This window comes from Duganella sp. Root1480D1 (genome assembly GCF_001427305.1).
Lineage (GTDB): Bacteria > Pseudomonadota > Gammaproteobacteria > Burkholderiales > Burkholderiaceae_D > Rugamonas.
In genome coordinates this window covers 36,435-54,635 of record NZ_LMFZ01000047.1, presented here as the reverse complement: position 1 = coordinate 54,635, position 18,201 = coordinate 36,435, and the positions used below count along the sequence as shown (strand labels likewise).

The 18,201-nt window shown below is 62.1% G+C and carries 14 protein-coding genes and 1 pseudogene; 5 read left to right on the top strand and 10 right to left on the bottom strand.

Annotated elements, in window-relative coordinates:
* The first annotated feature begins 44 nt into the window (after positions 1–44).
* The gene (locus ASD58_RS24930) at positions 45–869 is read left to right on the top strand and encodes an arginase family protein (RefSeq protein ID WP_057264241.1); all 825 of its coding nucleotides are present in this window, start codon (positions 45–47) and stop codon (positions 867–869) included.
* On the opposite strand, the gene ASD58_RS24925 is transcribed toward ASD58_RS24930, so the two are convergent.
* The 3 genes from ASD58_RS24925 to ASD58_RS24915 all read right to left on the bottom strand — a co-directional run bounded on the left by ASD58_RS24925 (position 857) and on the right by ASD58_RS24915 (position 4,796).
* On the bottom strand, positions 857–1,225 hold the full coding sequence (locus tag ASD58_RS24925) for a VOC family protein (RefSeq protein WP_057264239.1): 369 nt from the start codon (positions 1,223–1,225) through the stop codon (positions 857–859). The genes ASD58_RS24930 and ASD58_RS24925 overlap by 13 nt on opposite strands.
* 207 nt (positions 1,226–1,432) lie before the next feature.
* Entirely contained in the window at positions 1,433–3,040 is a 1,608-nt protein-coding gene (locus tag ASD58_RS24920) for a methyl-accepting chemotaxis protein (protein WP_229210103.1), read from the bottom strand.
* Positions 3,041–3,143: 103 nt separating this feature from the next.
* A complete protein-coding gene (locus tag ASD58_RS24915; protein WP_057264237.1) occupies positions 3,144–4,796 on the bottom strand; it encodes a M28 family metallopeptidase in 1,653 nt (550 codons plus the stop codon).
* A 177-nt stretch (positions 4,797–4,973) separates the two neighbouring features.
* On the opposite strand from ASD58_RS24915, the gene ASD58_RS24910 reads away from it, so the two are divergent.
* On the top strand, positions 4,974–6,998 hold the full coding sequence (locus ASD58_RS24910) for a M13 family metallopeptidase (protein WP_057264235.1): 2,025 nt from the start codon (positions 4,974–4,976) through the stop codon (positions 6,996–6,998).
* Positions 6,999–7,137: 139 nt separating this feature from the next.
* Positions 7,138–9,030, top strand: coding sequence for a PQQ-binding-like beta-propeller repeat protein (locus ASD58_RS24905; protein ID WP_200951695.1), 1,893 nt, complete (start codon positions 7,138–7,140; stop codon positions 9,028–9,030).
* Here the strand turns inward: ASD58_RS24905 and yegQ are convergent.
* The 5 genes and pseudogenes from yegQ to ASD58_RS24880 form a co-directional block, all read right to left on the bottom strand.
* Positions 9,031–10,326: pseudogene (gene yegQ / locus ASD58_RS24900) on the bottom strand (tRNA 5-hydroxyuridine modification protein YegQ). It abuts the gene before it with no gap.
* Between the two features lie 70 nt (positions 10,327–10,396).
* Complete coding sequence (locus ASD58_RS24895; RefSeq protein ID WP_057264232.1) at positions 10,397–11,167, bottom strand: ParA family protein; 771 nt, start codon at positions 11,165–11,167, stop codon at positions 10,397–10,399.
* Positions 11,168–11,246: 79 nt separating this feature from the next.
* Entirely contained in the window at positions 11,247–11,723 is a 477-nt protein-coding gene (locus ASD58_RS24890; RefSeq protein ID WP_156401481.1) for a hypothetical protein, read from the bottom strand.
* Between the two features lie 32 nt (positions 11,724–11,755).
* Positions 11,756–12,460, bottom strand: coding sequence for a LytTR family DNA-binding domain-containing protein (locus tag ASD58_RS24885; RefSeq protein WP_057264228.1), 705 nt, complete (start codon positions 12,458–12,460; stop codon positions 11,756–11,758).
* Positions 12,457–13,491 (bottom strand): sensor histidine kinase, encoded by a 1,035-nt coding sequence (locus ASD58_RS24880; RefSeq protein ID WP_162253062.1) that lies wholly within the window; start codon positions 13,489–13,491, stop codon positions 12,457–12,459. Before ASD58_RS24880 ends, ASD58_RS24885 begins: the two co-directional genes overlap by 4 nt.
* A 137-nt stretch (positions 13,492–13,628) precedes the next feature.
* Here ASD58_RS24880 and ASD58_RS24875 point away from each other — a divergent pair, with 137 nt between their 5' ends.
* Complete coding sequence (locus tag ASD58_RS24875) at positions 13,629–14,528, top strand: DJ-1/PfpI family protein (protein ID WP_082565667.1); 900 nt, start codon at positions 13,629–13,631, stop codon at positions 14,526–14,528.
* On the opposite strand, the gene ASD58_RS24870 is transcribed toward ASD58_RS24875, so the two are convergent.
* Positions 14,529–15,545, bottom strand: a complete 1,017-nt coding sequence (locus ASD58_RS24870; RefSeq protein ID WP_229210102.1) for an alpha/beta fold hydrolase — start codon at positions 15,543–15,545, stop codon at positions 14,529–14,531.
* Between the two features lie 102 nt (positions 15,546–15,647).
* Here ASD58_RS24870 and ASD58_RS24865 point away from each other — a divergent pair, with 102 nt between their 5' ends.
* Positions 15,648–16,595 carry an MYG1 family protein gene (locus tag ASD58_RS24865; protein WP_057264222.1) on the top strand — a complete coding sequence of 316 codons (948 nt, stop codon included), beginning with the start codon at positions 15,648–15,650 and terminating at the stop codon, positions 16,593–16,595.
* On the opposite strand, the gene ASD58_RS24860 is transcribed toward ASD58_RS24865, so the two are convergent.
* On the bottom strand, positions 16,592–18,160 hold the full coding sequence (locus ASD58_RS24860; protein WP_057264221.1) for a S8 family serine peptidase: 1,569 nt from the start codon (positions 18,158–18,160) through the stop codon (positions 16,592–16,594). The genes ASD58_RS24865 and ASD58_RS24860 overlap by 4 nt on opposite strands.
* Positions 18,161–18,201 lie beyond the last annotated feature (41 nt).

The window sequence follows — 18,201 nt, the reverse complement described above, 5'->3', positions numbered from 1 at the left end:
ATTATTAGTTTGTCTTATTCATTTTGCAGCGTCAAACTGGACCCATGACTACTGCATTAACCATCTTCCAAGGCCTGGCAGGCGACCACAATAACCTGGCAATTCCAGGCGCCAGGTCCATCGGCGAACACTTGGGCAAGCTCTTTGATTTACCGGCCGTGACCATTGGCAGCCCGGAGCCGGCCCTGAACACTGAGTGGCGTACAGAGCTGAACCATGCGCTGCCAACACTGCATAAGCTTCAACAGCATTTCAGGAAAGTCGTTGCACGGGGCGAAAAGCCCCTTTCCGCGACGAGCCGGTGTGCTGTTTCACTTGCCACGCTTCCCGTCATATCGGCCTTGCACAACGATGTCTGCATCGTCTGGTTCGACGCTCACGCCGACTTGAATACGCCGGCCTCGACGACGAGCGGATATCTCGGCGGATTGGCTTTATCAGGCCCGGCAGGACTGTGGGACTCAGGGCTTGGTGCAGGAACGGCATTGGAAGACATTGTCCTGGTGGGGCAACGCGACCTGGACCCGTTTGAAGTGGACCTTATTCAATCGGGCAGGGTGTGCCATATCAAGCCGGGGGGCGGCCTGGCAGAAAAGCTCCGCCTGGCCATCGCGGGCAGGGCAGTGTATGTCCATCTGGACTGCGATGTGCTGGAGCCGGGCATAGTTCCGACCGACTACGTGCATCCGAACGGACTGAGTCTCGAGGACTTGCGCAGCGCCTGCGAAGTCCTCGCGGAGAGCGAAGTCCTTGGGCTGGAGATTGCCGAATTCCAGAACTCGTGGGTCGTTGACGGCCCGCCGGTTTCGCCGGAACCGTTGATCCAGTCGCTGCTGCCGATCTTACGAAAGTTCGGTCAACTTGCCTGAAGTGGCGTGCGGTTTGCGACTTCAAGCAGGATGCCCCAATCGGTGCGGCAGTAGAAGCCTGGGCCGCCGCGCATCTCCTGCACAGGTGAAAGCCCGTTCACGCCAGCGGCCGCCAGTTCGGCATGCTTTGCGCCGACTTTTCCAGCATCGTCGACGAGGAAGCCGATGTGGAAGGTCTTGGGGTAGGTGGGTTCCTCATGCCGGGTCAGCACGAGTACCAAACCGCCATCGCCGGCCAGTACAGCCATGCCGTGATTGCCTTTGGTTTGCAGAAGGGTGAAGCCGAAATGGCGGATCAGGAAAGCGGAAGCCGTTGCCACATCGGACACGGACAAGTCGAGGTGATTCAATTGCATGTTGACTCCATGGTTGGTGGGCCCAACGGGAGTGCCTGAGAGGATCGACCGGCCACGCCCCGACGAGCCCGAGACGCGTTCGCGCCGGGATCGTCGTGGGTTCTCATGCAAGACTGCGCACGGAGCAGAGCTCTCCGGGGAGGAGAGGGACCGGGCTTACCTTGAACCGGTCCTGCCTTTTTCGACAGGCCCGATCATATCACGGCATTAGCTGCGGCCAAGGCGTGGCGTGCGGCGCGCCGTCATGGCAGAAGGTTCGGCGTCGACCCGGAACACGCCAACCGCCTGCAGCAGCGCTGCCGACTGTTGCTGCATGCTGGCCGCAGCAGCGGCAGCCTGCTCCACCAGCGCAGCGTTCTGCTGCGTCACCGCATCCATTTGCGAAATCGCTTCATTGACCTGCGCGATGCCTGCGCTCTGTTCGTTGGAAGCGGTGCTGATCTCATTGATCACCTGGCGGACACGGTGCACGCTCTCCACCACTTCCTGCATGGTGCTGCCGGCCTGCGCCACCAGCGAATTGCCGATGCCCACGGTCTCCACCGAGGCGCCGATCAGGTCCTTGATTTCCTTGGCCGCCGCCGCACTGCGCTGCGCCAGGTTGCGCACTTCCGATGCCACGACCGCGAAGCCGCGGCCCTGTTCACCGGCCCGCGCCGCCTCCACCGCCGCATTCAGTGCCAGGATGTTGGTCTGGAACGCAATGCCATCGATCACGCTGATGATGTCGACGATCTTGCGTGAAGAACTGTCGATGGAAGCCATGGTCTCGACCACTTGCGACACCACTGCGCCGCCCTTCTGCGCCACTTCCGAAGCGTTGGCTGCCAGCTCGTTCGCGGTGCGCGCATTGTCTGCATTCTGCCGCACGGTCGAAGTCAGTTCTTCCATCGAGGCGGCGGTTTCCTCCAGAGAGCTGGCCTGGCTTTCGGTGCGTGCCGAGAGGTCGCTGTTGCCGGCCGCGATCTCGCTCGATGCGGTGGCGATGGTATCGGTGGCGGTGCGCACCGAGCTGACAATGCGCGCCAGGTCATCGCGCATGCCCTTCAGCGCATTGACCATGCTGCTGCTGTCATCGCGCTTGACGTCGATCGGCACGGTCAGGTCGCCGCCGGCGATGCTGCGGGCAATCGAGGAAGCGTAATCCGGTTCGCCGCCCAACTGGCGCAGCAGGCCGCGGGCGATGAAGACGCCGATGCCAAGCAGCACGGCGGCCAGCACGACCGCACCGGCGGCGAAGGTGACGGCGCGTCCGCGCACGGTGGCATCGACGGTGTCGACGTAGACGCCGGAGCCAAGGATCCAGCCCCATGGCTCAAAGCCTTTGACGAAGGAGACCTTCTGCACCGGCTTGTCGCTGCCCGGCTTTGGCCACATGTAATCGACGGGTCCGGCACCTGCCTTCTTGACCATGTTGACGAATTCGACAAACAGGTGTTTGCCGGTCGGGTCCTTGTTGGCGCTGAGGTCTTTGTTATCGAGTTCCGGTTTGATCGGATGCATGATCATCTTCGGCTGCATGTCATTCAGCCAGAAATATTCGTTGTTGCCATAACGCAACACCTTGATCGCTTCCATCGCCTTCTTCTGGGCTTCAGCGCGGGGCAGGGCGCCGCTGGCTTCCTGCTTTTGGTAGTAGTCGAGCACACCGTAAGCCGTTTCAACGGCCTGTCGCACATTGCTTGTCCTTTCCTCAAGGATGAGGGTGCGCTCTGAAATGAGGAAGATGGCGGTAAGGATGATGATGCCGAGGATGGCGCCAGCATTCAGCACTGCCAGTTTCTTGGCAATGCTCATCGACTGCGTGAAGTTCATGGTTGTCTCCAGCTAAAACGATCCTTTTTGTGAAGCCAGCATGGCACGCTCCGCAGAAAAAGAAAAGGCCCTCGGTGGAGGGCCTTGACTTGGGATTGTATTTTTATTTAGATCGTTTTGCTGCGCTCTGGTCGCGGACCGCGCGGAATTCGGAATCGCTCGACCAGTTCGGCCAGTTCTTCGATTCGGCCAGGTCGCGGCCCAGGCTGTACAGCACGCCGAGGTCGCGCGCCATGCCGGTGAACGGCCACTTGGCATCCCACTCGTCCGAAGGCTGGTGGTAGTTGTTGGTGGTGTAGGCTTCCTGCGCTGCTTTACCTGCAGCCACGCCGCCTTGTTCCCAGTCTTCACCGGAATCGAGCGAGAAGGCGGGCACGCCGCGCTTGGCCATCGGGAAGTGGTCGGAGCGGAAGAAGTAGCCGGCTTCGGTGTGCGGGTCGGGCGTGTAGCCCACGTTGATCGCTTTGAACCTGGCAACCAGCATATCGAGCAGGTCCAGCTTGGCGCTGCCGGAAATGGTGAAGTTGCGCGCCGGGCCGTATGGACTCAGTGCATCCATATTGATCATGCCGACGGTGGTGGCCAGGGGGTAGACCGGGTTGGCCGCGTAGTACTCGGAACCGAGCAAGCCTTTTTCCTCAGCCGTCACGGCCAGGAACACCACGCTGCGCTTGGGGGGCGGCGCCTTGGCGTAGGCGCGGCCCAGTTCCAGCAGGGCGGCGATGCCGGTGCCGTTGTCGATCGCGCCGTTGTAGATCTTGTCGCCTTTGGCGTCAGGCAGGCCGACGCCGAGGTGGTCCCAGTGGCCGCTGTAGATCACGGTTTCGTTCGGCGCCGCCGTGCCTTCGCGCACCGCAATCACGTTCTTCGACTTGATCACTTGTGCATCCACCGCGTAGTGGGCCGACAGGCTCACGCCTTTCAGTTCGACCGGCTTGAACTCGCGCGTTTGCGCCTGCTTCTTGAGTGCGTCGAAATCGAGGCCGGCGCGCTTGAACAGGTCAGCGGCTACGTCGCGCTGGATCCATGCCTCCATCGGCGCGTGCGACTTGCCGGGTCGCTTGCGCACGATGTCGTACATCACGTTGGTGTTGGAGTTCTTCACCGTCGCCCAGCCGTAGGAAGCAGGTGCGGTTTCATGCACGATCAGGGTGCCGATCGCGCCCTGGCGTGCCATCTCTTCGTACTTGTAGGTCCAGCGGCCGTAGTAGGTCATGGCCTTGCCGCCGAATTCGCCCTCGCCGGTTTCGAAGTCCGGATCGTTGATCAGCACCACGGCCAGCTTGCCCTTCAGGTTCACGCCCTTGAAGTCGCTCCATTTGCGCTCGGGCGCGGTGACGCCGTAGCCGACGAACACCAGCGGGGCCTTGTCGAAGTCGACGCGCCTGGCGCCATTCATTGCGGCGCGCACGGCCACTTGCTCGCCTTGCGCGAACGGCAGCTTGTCCTTGCCGGCATGTGCGTTCAGCACCACCGGACCTTTGATCTCAAAGCGGCCCAGCGGCACTTCCTGGTACCAGCTGCGCTTGCCCTTCACCAGGTCGCCGCCAGGCTTCAGGCCGGCTGCTTCGAATTGCTTGGCGATGTATTCAACGGTCTTTACCTCGCCGGCGGTGTTCGGGCCGCGGCCTTCGAATTCATCGGATGCCAAAGTTTTGACGTCCTGCGACAAGCGCTGTGGATCGATCTTCGGCACGTCCTGCGCTTGTGCTGCGGCTGCAGCCAGCAGCACGGTGGCCAGCATGGAATGTTTCACTGCTTACCTCCTGGTTGGGGTGAATGGATCTAAAACCCGGCAAGTATCGGCCTTGGCGGGCCGCAGGTCAAATGCAGGGTCCTTATGTAACTTAGTGTTGCTCGTTGGGCTGTGGCGACCACGCGCCGCGCTGGCTGCGGCATACTGCCGGAAGCATTTTTTCACCGGAGCTATGACATGAAACGCACTATTCTCGGCAGCCTGATTCTTGGCCTGGCATGTTCGCACGCATGGGCGGCGGAACCGGGGTCGGGCATCGATGCTGCAGGCATCGACCAGCAGGTTCGCGCGCAGGACGATTTTTTCCGCTATTCCCAGGGCAAGTGGCTGAGCGGCGTCGAGATCCCGGCTGACCGTTCGAGCTGGGGCGCGTTCAATGTGGCGCAGGAAAACGTGGAAGGCCAGCTGAAATCCATCATCGAAAACGCAGAGCGCGACAAGGCGCGCAAGCCCGGTTCCGATGCGCAGAAAATCGGCGACTACTACGCCAGCTTCATGGATGAAGCGCGCCGCAATGCGCTGGGCCTGAAGCCGTTGAAGGCGGAGCAGGCGCGCATTGCCGCCTTGTCCGGCAAGCAGGGCATCGCTGCGCTGGTGGCGCACCTGAACCGAATCGATGCCGGCGGCCCGCTCGACATGAGCGTGCGCCAGGATGCGAAGGATTCGACGCGCTATGTGGTGGGCATCCGCCAGTCCGGCCTGGGCTTGCCGAACCGCGACTACTTCCTGTCCGATAAGGATGCGCGCCTGAGCGATATCCGCGCCAAGTACCAGCTGCACGTTGAGAAGATGCTGGCGCTGGCCGGCCATGCGCAAGCAGCGCAGGAGGCAGGGCAGATCGTGGCGCTGGAAACCGGGATCGCCCGCGCCCACTGGTCCGCTGTGGAAAACCGCGACCCGGTGAAGACTTACAACAAGCTGTCGCTGGCCGAACTGAAAGCGCTGATGCCGGGCTTCGACTGGGACGCTTACCTGAAAGGTGTCGGCGCGGCAGGCAAGGTCGATTCCGTGGTTGTCAGCCAGCCAAGCTACCTGGCGGCGCTGGACAAGCTGATTGAAGCGACGCCGCTGCCGGTGTGGAAGGCATACTTTGAATTCCACATGATCAGCTCGTTCGCGCCTTACCTGTCCCAGCCCTTGGTCGACGAGAACTTTGCCTTCCGCGGCGCAGTGTTGGCAGGCACCAGGGAAAACCGTGCGCTGCAAAAACGCGCCATTGCGGAAGTGAACCGCGCGCTCGGTGAAATGGTGGGCAAGGCCTATGTGAAGGAATACTTCCCGGCTGAGCGCAAGCAGCAGGTGGCCGAGATGGCACAGAACTTCATCGCCGCCTTCCGCGAAGGCATCGAGACGCTGGAGTGGATGAGCCCTGAAACGAAGCTGCAGGCGCAGGCCAAGCTGGCCAAGATCAACGTCAAGGTTGGCTATCCGGACAAATGGCGCGATTACAGCAAGCTGAAAGTGGCGCGCAACGACCTGGTTGGCAATGTGTTGCGCTCGCGCGAATTTACGCACAACTTCAGCATCGACAAGCTGGGCAAGCCGGTGGACCGTTCGGCCTGGAGCATGACGCCGCAAACCGTCAACGCCTATTACAGCCCGTCGCTGAACGAGGTGGTGTTCCCGGCGGCGCGCCTGCAGTATCCGCTGTATGACGCCAAAGCCGAACCGGCGGTCAATTACGGTGCGGTCGGCATCTCCATCGGCCACGAAATCAGCCATGCCTTTGACGACAAGGGCTCGCAGTACGACGGCGACGGCAACCTGCGCAACTGGTGGACCACGGAAGACGGCGAAAAGTTCGCGGCGCGCGGCAAGATGCTGGTAGCGCAGTACAACAGCTACAGCCCGGTACCGGGCTATAACGTGAACGGCGATCTGACACTGGGCGAGAACATCGCCGACAACGCCGGCCTGATCATGGCCACCCGCGCTTACAGGATTTACATGAAAGGCCAGCCCGGCCCGGTGATCGATGGCTATACCGCGGAACAGCGCATCTTCATGGGCATGGCGCAGGCACGGCGCGGCAAAGGCCGCGACGCTTTCCTGATCCAGCAGGTGAAATCCGACCCGCACTCGCCATCCGAATTCCGCGTCAACGGCAGCCTGAAAAACCACCCGGGTTTCTACGACGCCTTCGGCGTGAAGGACGGCGACAAGATGTACCTGCCGCCGGAACAGCGCGTGATCTTCTGGTGAATGGTTCAGGAACGTTGTATTTTAGTTGCAAAGTGAGTAATGGTGAGTTTTTGAAATATTGCTTGCAATAAAATAATGCCTTTTTCCTACGGGCCTTATTTCTATGCATCCAGTATTTCGCGCTTCCGTGCCGTTCGTGATGGCACTGGCATTGGCCGCCTGCGGTGGCGGCGGCGGTAGTCCGGGCGCCAACGGTAGCTCTGGCGCGAGCAGCGGCACCGGCGGATCCACCACCACCAACCCCGAAGGCAGTTGGCTCTCCTTCACGCCGAACCCGGTCGAATTATCGGGCTACGAAGGAGAGTCGATTCCGTTCAAGATCACTGCGACTTCCAGCCGCACGTTTACCAAGCCGTTCAATGTGGCCATCGTCGACACATCGGGCACGATTACCACCGACGTGCAGATTTCGGCCCTGAACGAGATGACCTATCAAGCCAGCCTGAGCACCTCGCCCAAGCTTCCCGCCGGTCTGACCCAGGTCAATCTTGAAGTCCGCTTGTGCGAAGATGCTCCGCTGACCTGCAGCAAGCCGCTGCCTGGTTCGCCATGGAAAGTACCGCTGAAAGTCAACGTGAAATCGACAACGGAGGCGGCTAAGCGTCTTGCCCTGTCGGCGCAATCACTGCAGGCAGAAACCTATGCCGGCGAACAGGTTGAACTGAACCTGGACGGCACGTTTACCGGCGACCTGCTGAATACGCAATTCATGGTGGGCGTGTACGACAAGGGTGGTTTGAGTAATGTCAGCTATACGCAGACTGCGCAAGGATTCAAAGCCACGCTGAAATCTGCTGCCGCCTTGCAGCCGGGGGAATACAACAGCAATGTGGAAGTTCGCCTGTGCCGCGACGACCCGGCAACCTGCCGTTTGCCGATATCTGGTTCTCCCTGGACCGTCCCGCTGAAATTGACGGTCAAGAATGCAAGCAACCTGAGCACGCTCTTGCGTGTACCGGGCGTTGGCGCCTGGTCTAGCTTCCAGGGCAACGCTGCGCACAGCGGATTTGTCGATGCGACTTTCGACGCGACCAAGTTCTCGCGGCGTTTCAGCTTGCCTGCGAACGCTATGACTGAATCAACGAATAGTGTCGCCACCGATAATGGCAAGGTGTTTATGACGCTTGGCAAGAGCTTCGACAGCGAATTCGAGCTGCTTGCCATCAGTGAGGCCGACGGGAGCATTCTGTGGCGCAGCAGCCTGGGCAAAGTCAACCGCGCCAACTCGCCGGCTGTCGGCAATGGGTTTGTGTTCGTGGTCACTGACGATGTGACGAACGACCTTTGGGTATTTGACCAGCAGAACGGCAATCTGGTCTCAAAAACCGCAATTGGCGCGTATACGAGTTCCCGCGCACCGACTGTCGCTGGCACCGACGTGTTTTTGATGGGCGGTTATGACTATGACCGCGGCATGACAGCGTTCTCATCCTCGCTCTTGAGCAAGCGCTGGTCCTCTCCCATGCAAAGCGCGCTGCGTTCTAGCCCTACGCCGGCTGTCGACGTTGAAAACGTTTATGTATTCCTGGATGGGAAACTTCGCGTGCTCGATACCAGCAATGGCAATCTGAAGTGGGTGGCGCCTGGTCCTGACGCCAACGCCGTGGGCGAACAGAGTGTGACGTTGTCCGGCAACCTGGCCTTGACCTACGGTTCGGGTATCAGCGCCTTTGACCTGACTTTGCGCACAGTTGCCTGGTCGGTGGCGAACAGCAATGTGGTCGATATGGCTGTGGGTAATGGCATGGTGTATTCCGTGGCCGGCATGAGCACTGTGCTGGAGGCCCGCTCCCTGTCCGACGGCAAGCTGCAGTGGACTTCAGAAAGCCTGGGCCAGGATAACTTCCGGAGCGTGGTCGTGGTGCGCAACCTGGCCTTCGTCAGTGGCAGGCTGAGGACCGTAGCGGTTGACCTTGCGACCCATAAAGTAGTGTGGAACTACCCGCGCGGCGGCAATCTTGCGATCTCCAGCAACGGCGTGCTATACATTATGGAAGACAACCGCTCTGTATCGGCGATCAACCTGCAGTAATCAGAGGTAGCGCGACAGCAGTGCGCCATCCAGCCCTTCATCGAGCTGGATGCGCACAACGTGGCCGCTGCCAGGTGCAATCGTGATCTCGCTGCCATCGTCCGCCAGCATGCGCTCGATGGCGATATCGCGGTTGCCGCCCGGGTGCATGACTTCAATGCGGTCGCCCACCGCGAAATGATTCTTCACGTCGACGCGCGCCCAGCCGCCGTCGATGCCCAACACATCCCCAACGTACTGGCTGCGATCGGTTTCCGAGGCGCCGCGCATATAGTTCTGGTGTTCCTGCGTGTGATGGCGCTGGTAGAAACCGTCCGTGTAGCCGCGATTGGCCAGGCCTTGCAACTGGCCGAGCAGGCTTTCGTCAAACGGCCGGCCGGCTACCGCATCGTCGATGGCTTTGCGGTAAACCTGCGCCGTGCGCGCTGCGTAATAAGCGGACTTGGTGCGGCCTTCGACTTTCAGCGAGGTGATGCCGATCTTCACCAGGCGCTCGACGTGCTCCACTGCGCGCAGGTCTTTTGAATTCATGATGTAGGTCCCGTGTTCGTCTTCGAAGATCGGCATCAGTTGGCCCGGGCGCCCGGCTTCTTCCAGCAGGTAGGTCTGGTTGGCCAGCGGATGGCGCGGCTGCTGGTGCAGTACCGAGATATCGCCGCTCGCATCCTGGCAGCCTTCACCCACCTTGTAGTCCCAGCGGCAGGCGTTGGTACAGGTGCCCTGGTTGGCGTCGCGGTGATTGAAATAGCCTGACAGCAGGCAGCGGCCCGAGTACGCCATGCACAGCGCACCATGCACGAATACTTCCAGCTCCATGTCGGGGCAGCGCTGGCGGATTTCCTCGATTTCGTCGAGCGACAGTTCGCGTGACAGGATCACGCGTGTGAGTCCCATGCGCTGCCAGAATTTCACGTCGGCCCAGTTGACGGCATTGGCCTGCACCGACAGGTGGATCGGCATCTCCGGCCACTCTTCGCGCACTATCATGATCAGGCCAGGGTCGGCCATGATCAGCGCATCGGGCTTCATGGCGATCACGGGCGCCATGTCGCGCAGGTAGGTCTTGAGCTAGGAGTTGTGGGCGAAGATATTGCTGGCGACGAAGAACTGCTTGCCGCGCGCATGGGCGCCGTCAATGCCGTCCTGCAGCGCTTGCAGGGTGGAGAAGTCGTTGTTCCGCACGCGCAGGCTGTAGCGCGGCTGTCCGGCATACACGGCGTCGGCGCCGTAATCGAAAGCGGCGTTCATCTTCGCCAGGGAGCCGGCGGGCAGGAGGAGTTCGGGGGCGGTCGGCATGGCGGGCAAAATCCGCCAGCGTAGCCATGCCGCCGCCGCCCGGCCATGACCTGGATCAAGTTCGGCGCATTTACGCCGGCTGCAGCTCGCCGTACAGGGCCAGGAACTCCAGGCTTAGCTTGTGGCTGCGATCGAGGTGGATCATCGGCAGGTTGCGCTCGTGCGATTCGCGGATGCGGATCGAGCTTGAGAGCTTGTTCTCGAATACCGGCAAGCCTTCTTCCTTGAGCTGGTCCACCATGCGCTGCGGCAGCAGGGCGCGCGGCTGGAACTGGTTGACCACGATGCCTTCAATCTGCAGCCTGGGATTGTGGTCGGCCTTGATCTCTTTCACGTTGTTGACCAGGGTGTAGAGCGCCTGGCGCGAAAAGTCGTCGCAGTCGAAGGGGATCAGGCAGCTATCGGCCGCGATCAGGGCGGACTGGGTGAAGAAGTTGTAGGCCGGCGGCGTGTCGACGTAGATTTCGTCGTATTCCTTTTCCAGCTCGCCCAGGGTGTCGCGCAGCTTGTAGATCTTGTGGCGCGATTCCAGCTTCGATTGCAGGTCGCCCAGTTCGGGATGGGCCAGCATGATGGACAGGTTGTCGAATGGCGTGGCGTGCACGTATTCGCCGACCGGCCTGGCGAAGATGCTGTAGCTGAGCATCTGCTCGAAGTAGGCGCCCAGGGTCGGCGCCAGTCCTTCGGTAGCCGCCCCGAGCAGGTAGCGGCTGCTGTTGCACTGCGGGTCGATATCGATCAAGAGCGTGCGTTTGCCATGGTGCGCCGCAATGGCCGCCAGGTTTACCGCAATGGTCGATTTACCGACGCCGCCCTTCTGGTTGAAGATTACGCGTTTCATTTGCTGGCCCCCACTGTGGCTAAGATTGCAACGATTCTAGCATGATGCGGCGCAGCAAAAGCAAGCGGTTTATGCGCGTTTATGCCTTCATGCAGGAATTCGACTCCATCAGGCCGCGCAGGTAGCCGCGGCGGACTTTGCCTGCCAGGACCGCGGTCTGCGCCTGCTTCGAATGGCGCTCGGCGCCGCTCAGCTTGCGCAGCCAACCACGGAAGGGGATCGCGCCTTCCACCGTGCGCGCCAGGGCGCCGGTGGCGGCGTCGCCCAGGGCTTCCTTCGAAGCGTCCATGCGGTTCTGCTTTTCCTCGGGAACGTCAAGGTCCGGGCCCAGCTCTTCGTCGAGGTCCGCAACTTGCGCCAGCAGGGCCGGGCAGCTTCGGTCGGAAGGGCTCTTGTATGGATTGCCCACTGCGTCCCGCAGGACGTCGGGGATCTCGATTTTGGCGATATTCAGGTCCCGCAGCGGCGTGGCCCCGATTTCCTGGATGCGGTTTTGGTCCTTGGTGGCGCACGCGCTCAGGGCCAGCGCGGCAATGGCCAATGTCAGTCGTTGCATATGTTCTGAGGTTAAGAAAAATGCAAGTATAACTAAGTCGGGGACATTCGATCCAGCACTGTTTTGCGGTAGCTGCGGCTCATGCGCAGGCGCTGGCCGGTTTCCAGCACGACTTCATACTCGCCGTCTTTGCCGAGTTCCAGTGCGCGCAGGCGTGCCAGGTTGACGATGGCGGAGCGGTGGATGCGCTGGAAGCCGTGCGGCGCCAGCTCGCCCTCCAGCTCGGACAGGCTGCGGCGCAGCATGTGCGCACGGCTTCCGGCATGCAGCGAGGCGTAGTAGTCGCTGGCTTCGATCCAGTCGACGTCCGCAAACTTCACCACCTCCAGGGCGTTGCCGCTCCTGATGATGAAGCGGTGCGTTTCGCCCGGCAGGCGCAGGCGCTCTTTGACGCGTTCCAGCACGCGTTCGAAGCGCTGGTCGTCGAACGGCTTGAGCAGGTAGTCGAGGGCGCCCACTTCGAAGGCGCGCAGCGCGAACCGGTGGTGGGCCGTGACAAAGACGACCGCAAAGGGTGGCGCTGTGCCCAGGCGCTCAAGCAGTTCGAATCCGTCGCATTCCGGCATTTCAATGTCGAGGAAGACCAGGTCGGGCCGGGCCGCCGGCAGCGCTGCCAGGGCTTCTTCCGCCGAGCCGCACTGGCCGACCACGGCGATGGCAGGATCGCGTGCCAGCAGCAGGGCGACATTGCTGCGTGCCAGCGGTTCGTCGTCGACAATCAGGGCGCGCAGCATCATTGCTCCCGGTAGGGCAGGATGAGCATGGCCTGTACGCCTTGCGCCGTATCAAGCAATGCCAGCGACTGCCGATCGCCGTACAGCGCCTGCAGGCGCTGGCGCGTATTGGACAGGCCAACACCGTCGCGCAGTTCCGCGGCCAGCGCCGGGCCGTCGTTGGCAACGGACAGCGTCAGCGTATCGCCGGCGCGGGCGGCCGTGATGTGCAGCGTTCCGCCTTTGGCGCGTTTGGCGATGCCGTGCTTGATGGCGTTTTCCACCAGCGGCTGCAGGACAAGGTCGGGCACCTGTGCACCTGCGACATCTGCCGGAATATCGAGCTGCCAGTGCAGGCGCTCGCCGAAGCGCACTTGCTGGATCTCGAGGTATTTGCGCAGGAACTCGGCCTCGCTTTCCAGAGGCACCAGTTGGCGCTCCGAACGGTCCGTGACACGGCGCAGCAGGTCGCCCAGTGCGGCAATGGTGGCGATGGCTTCGTTGTCCTTCTTCTCGCGGATCAAGCCGGTGACCGCATTGAGCGCATTGAAGATGAAATGCGGTTCGAGCTGAAGCCGCAGTGCGGCCAGTTGCGCCTGCGCCAGCAATTCGCGCTGCTGCGACAGGCGCTTGCGCGTGGCGAAGGTCACGCTTAGCGCCGCAATCGCGCCGTACAGGATCACGTCGCCCACCAGGTTGCCGATGAATTTCGATTTCCACAAAGGCAGGAACGGCTCAGGCCCTTTGGCATAGGCGAAGGGATTGAGTGCATGTTCGAGCGTGGCGGCCCAGCAGGTCCAGGCCGCGCCGATCGCCAGGCAGGCGCAGAAATGCACGGCCCAATTGCCCGCAACGCGCGATGGCAGGGGAAAGCGTCGCAGCAGTGCGAGCGCGACCGGGGTCGCGGCTGCCCACACGCCCCACGAGGCGACGATCACGAAAAACAAGGTCCACCAGTCGTGCTGCATGCCCATGGCGTGCATGGATACCACGGTTTGTGTGGCATCGAATAAAGCCAACGCCAGCCAGGCGAGGAAGGGGGCGATTGCGGTCATGGCCGCAATGATAGGGGAAATCAAAGCACCGGGCGACGGCTTTGCAGCGAAACCACAGCGGGCTGCAGCGAGCTGCATCGCCTCGCACAGGGAGCGATGGGAAACTGCAAGCCTTAACAATCCCTCGAGGGCATGCCATGAAAAGAAGAGAGCTGTTCCGTATTTCCACCGCAATGGGACTGGGTGCCGCGCTGCCGGCCCTGGGCCTTGCCAACGCGCAGCAGCCCGGCGCACCGGCACCGGCAGCGCCCTTGAAACCGCCTGCGCAAGGCAGCATTCCGGTGGCTTTCCTGCTGTCCGATAACGCCGTCGTCATCGACTTTGGCGGACCGTGGGAAGTGTTTTCCAATGTCAGTGTGCCGGGACGTGGCGAGGGGCCGGTGTTCCAGCTCTACACCGTTGGCGCAACGGAAGCACCGATCACTACCTACGGCGGCATGAAGATCGTGCCGAACTACTCCATCGCCAATGCACCCGCGCCAAAGCTGATCGTGGTGCCGGCCCAAACCGTGGGCGATCCGGCAGTGCTGGACTGGCTGCGCCAGGCTTCGCGCACGGCGGACCTGACCATGTCGGTCTGTACCGGAGCATTCATCCTGGCCCATGCCGGACTGCTGGACGGGAAGTCGGCCGTCACCTATCACGGCGCATTCAAGGACTTCGCCATGCGCTTCCCCCGCGTCACCCTCAGGCGCGGTGCGCGCTTTGTGGAAGAGGGCAATATCGCCACCGCCGGCGGGCTGTCTTCCGGCATCGACCTCGCCCTGCGCGTGGTGGAGCGCTACTTTGGCCGCGCCGTCGCAAGCAATACTGCCTATACCCTGGAATACCAGGGCCAGGGCTGGCTGGACCCGAACTCCAACAGCATCTACGCCAAGGCGCGCCGTTCAAGCGAGCGGCACCCGCTATGTCCCGTTTGCGATATGGATGTCGACAAGGCCAGCGCGGCCTCCACCACCTACCGCAAGCGCACGTATTACTTCTGCATGGAAGAGCACAAGAAGCTGTTCGAGGCGCATCCCGCCAGCTTCATCTGATTACATTGCAGCCACGTCGATGATCGCCTGCGCAAACTCGCGCGGCGCTTCGTGTGGCAGGTTGTGGCCGATGCCGCCTGCGAGCGTGCGGTGCTGGTACTTGCCGGTGAATTTCTTCGCATAGGCCGCCGGCGGCGGGTGTGGCGCGCCATTGGCGTCGCCTTCCATCGTTATCGATGGTACGGTGATCGCGGGGCCTGCCGCCAGCCTGGCTTCCAGGGCATCGTATTTGCGCTCGCCGTCTGCCAGGCCCAGGCGCCAGCGGTAGTTGTGGACCACGATGTCGACGTGATCCGGATTGTCGAAGGCTGCAGCGCTGCGGGCGAACGTGGCCTCATCGAAGGCCCATTTTGGCGACGCGGTTTTCCAGATCAGGCGGTTGAAGTCGTTGCGGTTGGCTTCATAACCGAGCCGGCCACGCTCGGTGGCGAAGTAGTACTGGTACCACCACTCGTATTCGGCCTGCGGCGGCAAGGGTTTCTGGTTGCCTGCCGGGGTGCCGATCAGGTAGCCGCTGACCGAGACCAGGCCCTTGCAGCGTTCCGGGAACAGGGCGGCGATGATGCAGGCCGTGCGCGCACCCCAGTCGAAGGCACCGAAGATGGCGGTGTCGATTTTCAGCGCATCCATCATGCCGATGATGTCGAGCGCCACGGCAGTCTGCTGGGCGTTGCGGAACGTGTCCTTGGACAGGAAGCGCGTGCTGCCATAGCCGCGCAGGTAGGGCATCAGCACCCGGTAGCCGGCGCCTGCCAGCAACGGCGCAACGTCTTCGAAGCTGTGGATGTCGTAAGGCCAGCCATGCAGCAGGATGACTGGCTGGCCGCTGGCGGGACCCAGTTCGGCGTAGCCGATTTCCAGTTCAGCCGTGCGGACCGTGCGCAGGGTGCCAAGGGAACGGCCGGTGCTAGCCGGCAGGGGTATTGCCTGTGCCATGGGCGCCAGCGTGGCCAGGCCGGCCAATGCCAGGAAACCTCCCATCAGGGAACGGCGTTGCGTGTCGATCTTCTGCTCCAAGGCTTCCTCCGCGTGTGTTGTTGTGCGCCAAGTATAGAAACGAAACGTATCTGGATTGTGTCACGGTATATCATGACTGTAGTTTCATCGATTGGATTTGGCATGCTCATAGTGACTCACAGCGGCACCTTCCACGCAGACGATGCGTGGGCGGTCGCTGTCCTGAACGTTTTGTATCCCGGCGCCGGGATCGTCCGCACGCGCGACCAGGCGGTCATCGACACGGCCGACTTTGCGGTCGACGTCGGCGGCGTGTGGGACCCGGCCGCAGGCCGCTTCGATCATCATCAAAAAGGTTTCGATGTGGCGCGGCAGACCGGTGTTCCTTACGCCAGCGCGGGGCTGGTGTGGCGTGAGCATGGCGCCCGCTGTGTGAGCGCGCTGGCGCTTGCCCATGCCGGGCAGGAACTTACGGAAGGGCAGGCGCGCGAGATCGCCTACGGCATCGATGCGGATGTGGTGCAATACCTCGACCTGGCGGACGTCGGCGCGACGAAGAGCGCGCCGGGCGGCTACGGTTTGTCGGCAGTGATTGCCGGCTACAACATCAACTGGCTTGACGGGCAAAGGGTGGGTTACGGCGAGGCGAGCGAGGCGTTCCGGCTGGCGCAATTCCGCCGTGCCATGGCCGTGCTGACCGATGTCATGGTGAATGCCGTCAAATACCGGGTCGGCGCCTTGCTGGCGGTGGAGCAGGTGCGCCAGGCCGAAGTGCTGGAGGGCGGCAAGGTTCTGTTCCTGAAAAACGGCGCGCTGCCATGGAGCCAGGTAGTGCGCAAGGAAATGCCGAAAGTGCTGTTCGTGATCAGCTACAGCATCGCCGAGCAGCGCCACCTGCTGCATACCGTCCCGGTCAGCGCCGAGAGCTTCGACGCGCGGGCCGACTTGCCGGAATCCTGGGCGGGCTTGCACGATGCCGAACTGGCAGCGGTTACCGGCGTGCCGGATGCCGGCTTTTGCCACAACGGCAGGTTCATCGCCTCTGCCAGGTCTTACGAGGGAATCCGCGCCATGGCTTCCCTCGCACTGCAAGCGCTTACCCCGGCTTAATTGTTGCAGCCCATGGTACGGATGCGGTCATACGCCGCCTTGGCTTGCACCAGGCCGTAGCCATAATATGGATCGCGGCCGGCCGCACCCAGGTCAAGCGCGGTCTTGTCCAGCGTACTGCGGATCTGGGCCGCGCTGCATTTCGGGAAGTAGCTCCACACCAGCGCAGCCACTGCCGACACGTGCGGCGTCGCCATCGAGGTGCCGTCGAACAAGGCGTAGTTGGTGGCAGTCACCTTCAGGCTGGCTTGCTGGCCAAGTTGCGCCACCAGACTGGCGCCATCGGTGTCCGAGACGCCGACCGAAGGAATTGCCGTCACGGTGCCGCCCAAGGTGCCGTTCAATTCGCCCGCCACGTTGTTGTACACCACCGCGCCGACGCCGCCGCTGGCCTGGCAGTTGGCGACCTTGGTGCCGAACGAGATCGAGCCGCGCTGGATCAGGCAGATCTTGCCGGCCATGGCGCTGTCGGTTGCCGTGCCGAGGCCGAAGTTGGCCAACGGCGCAGTGACGGCGCCTGCTGGTGAACCATCCATGACGCGCGAAGCATAGCTGGAGGCGCCAACCTTCAATTCCGTTTCGCGGCCGGAACCCATCGGGACCGTCGACAGCACGCTCACGCCAGGCGCTGACAGCTCGACTTTCGGCGTGAATTGCGAGAAGTCGGCAATCTTCATGTCCTGGTCCACTGCGCCGATCGACATCACGCTGGAATAGCCGGCTGGATAGGACTGGGTATTGTTACCATCATTGCCGGCCGCCGCGATCGACAGCACGCCGCGCTTGGCCAGCCCGGCGAAAGCAAGTTCCTCGGCGATGCTCGGGGCGCCGCCGCCAAGCGACATGCTGATCACATTGGCGCCCGCGGCGCCGCATTTGTTGGCGGCGCCGATCAGGGTCGAGGTGTAGGTCCATTCGTCGGCACTGAATACCTTGACGATATGGATGTTCAACTGGCGGCCGGGATTGACGCCAACCACGCCGACGCCAGCGTTGTTGAGGGCGGCGATGGTGCCGGCCACGTGGGTGCCGTGATGCAGTTCGTCGGTGTACCAGTTGCCGGTGCCTGGATTGCTGTTGCCGCTGAGGTGATTGCCGTTCAGGTCTTCATGCGCCAGGTCGATGCCGGAGTCGATGATGCAGACCGTGCGGTTGCTGACGTATGTGTCCGGCAGCTGGTCGGCCTGGACCATGCTGATGCCATACGGGACCAACTGGCCCAGCATATAGGGCGTGCCGGTGGACGGCGTGCTGGTGGCGAAGGGGTAGCGCTTCTGGTCCTCCTCCACGAAATCGACCTGGGAATTCTTGCGCAGTATGGCCAGTTCGCTGCTGGGGATCTCGGCTGCCGTGGCGTTGATTTCCGCCAGGTCCTGTACCACTTTGCCGCGCGCCGCCGCGATGGCTGCCTTGCCGTTTGCCGCGCCGCCGGCTTTGAAGCCGACGATGACGCGCGTGCTGCCGTCGGTGGCAGCGCTGGCGAGCGAGAAGTGGGCGCTGATTGCCGCGGCCAGTACGGTCATGGCGAATTTGGTGCGAGTATTTCCGGTATGTTTTTTGAACATGATGAGTCCTGGGAATCGTATGTGGATGAAGGGCCTTGGAC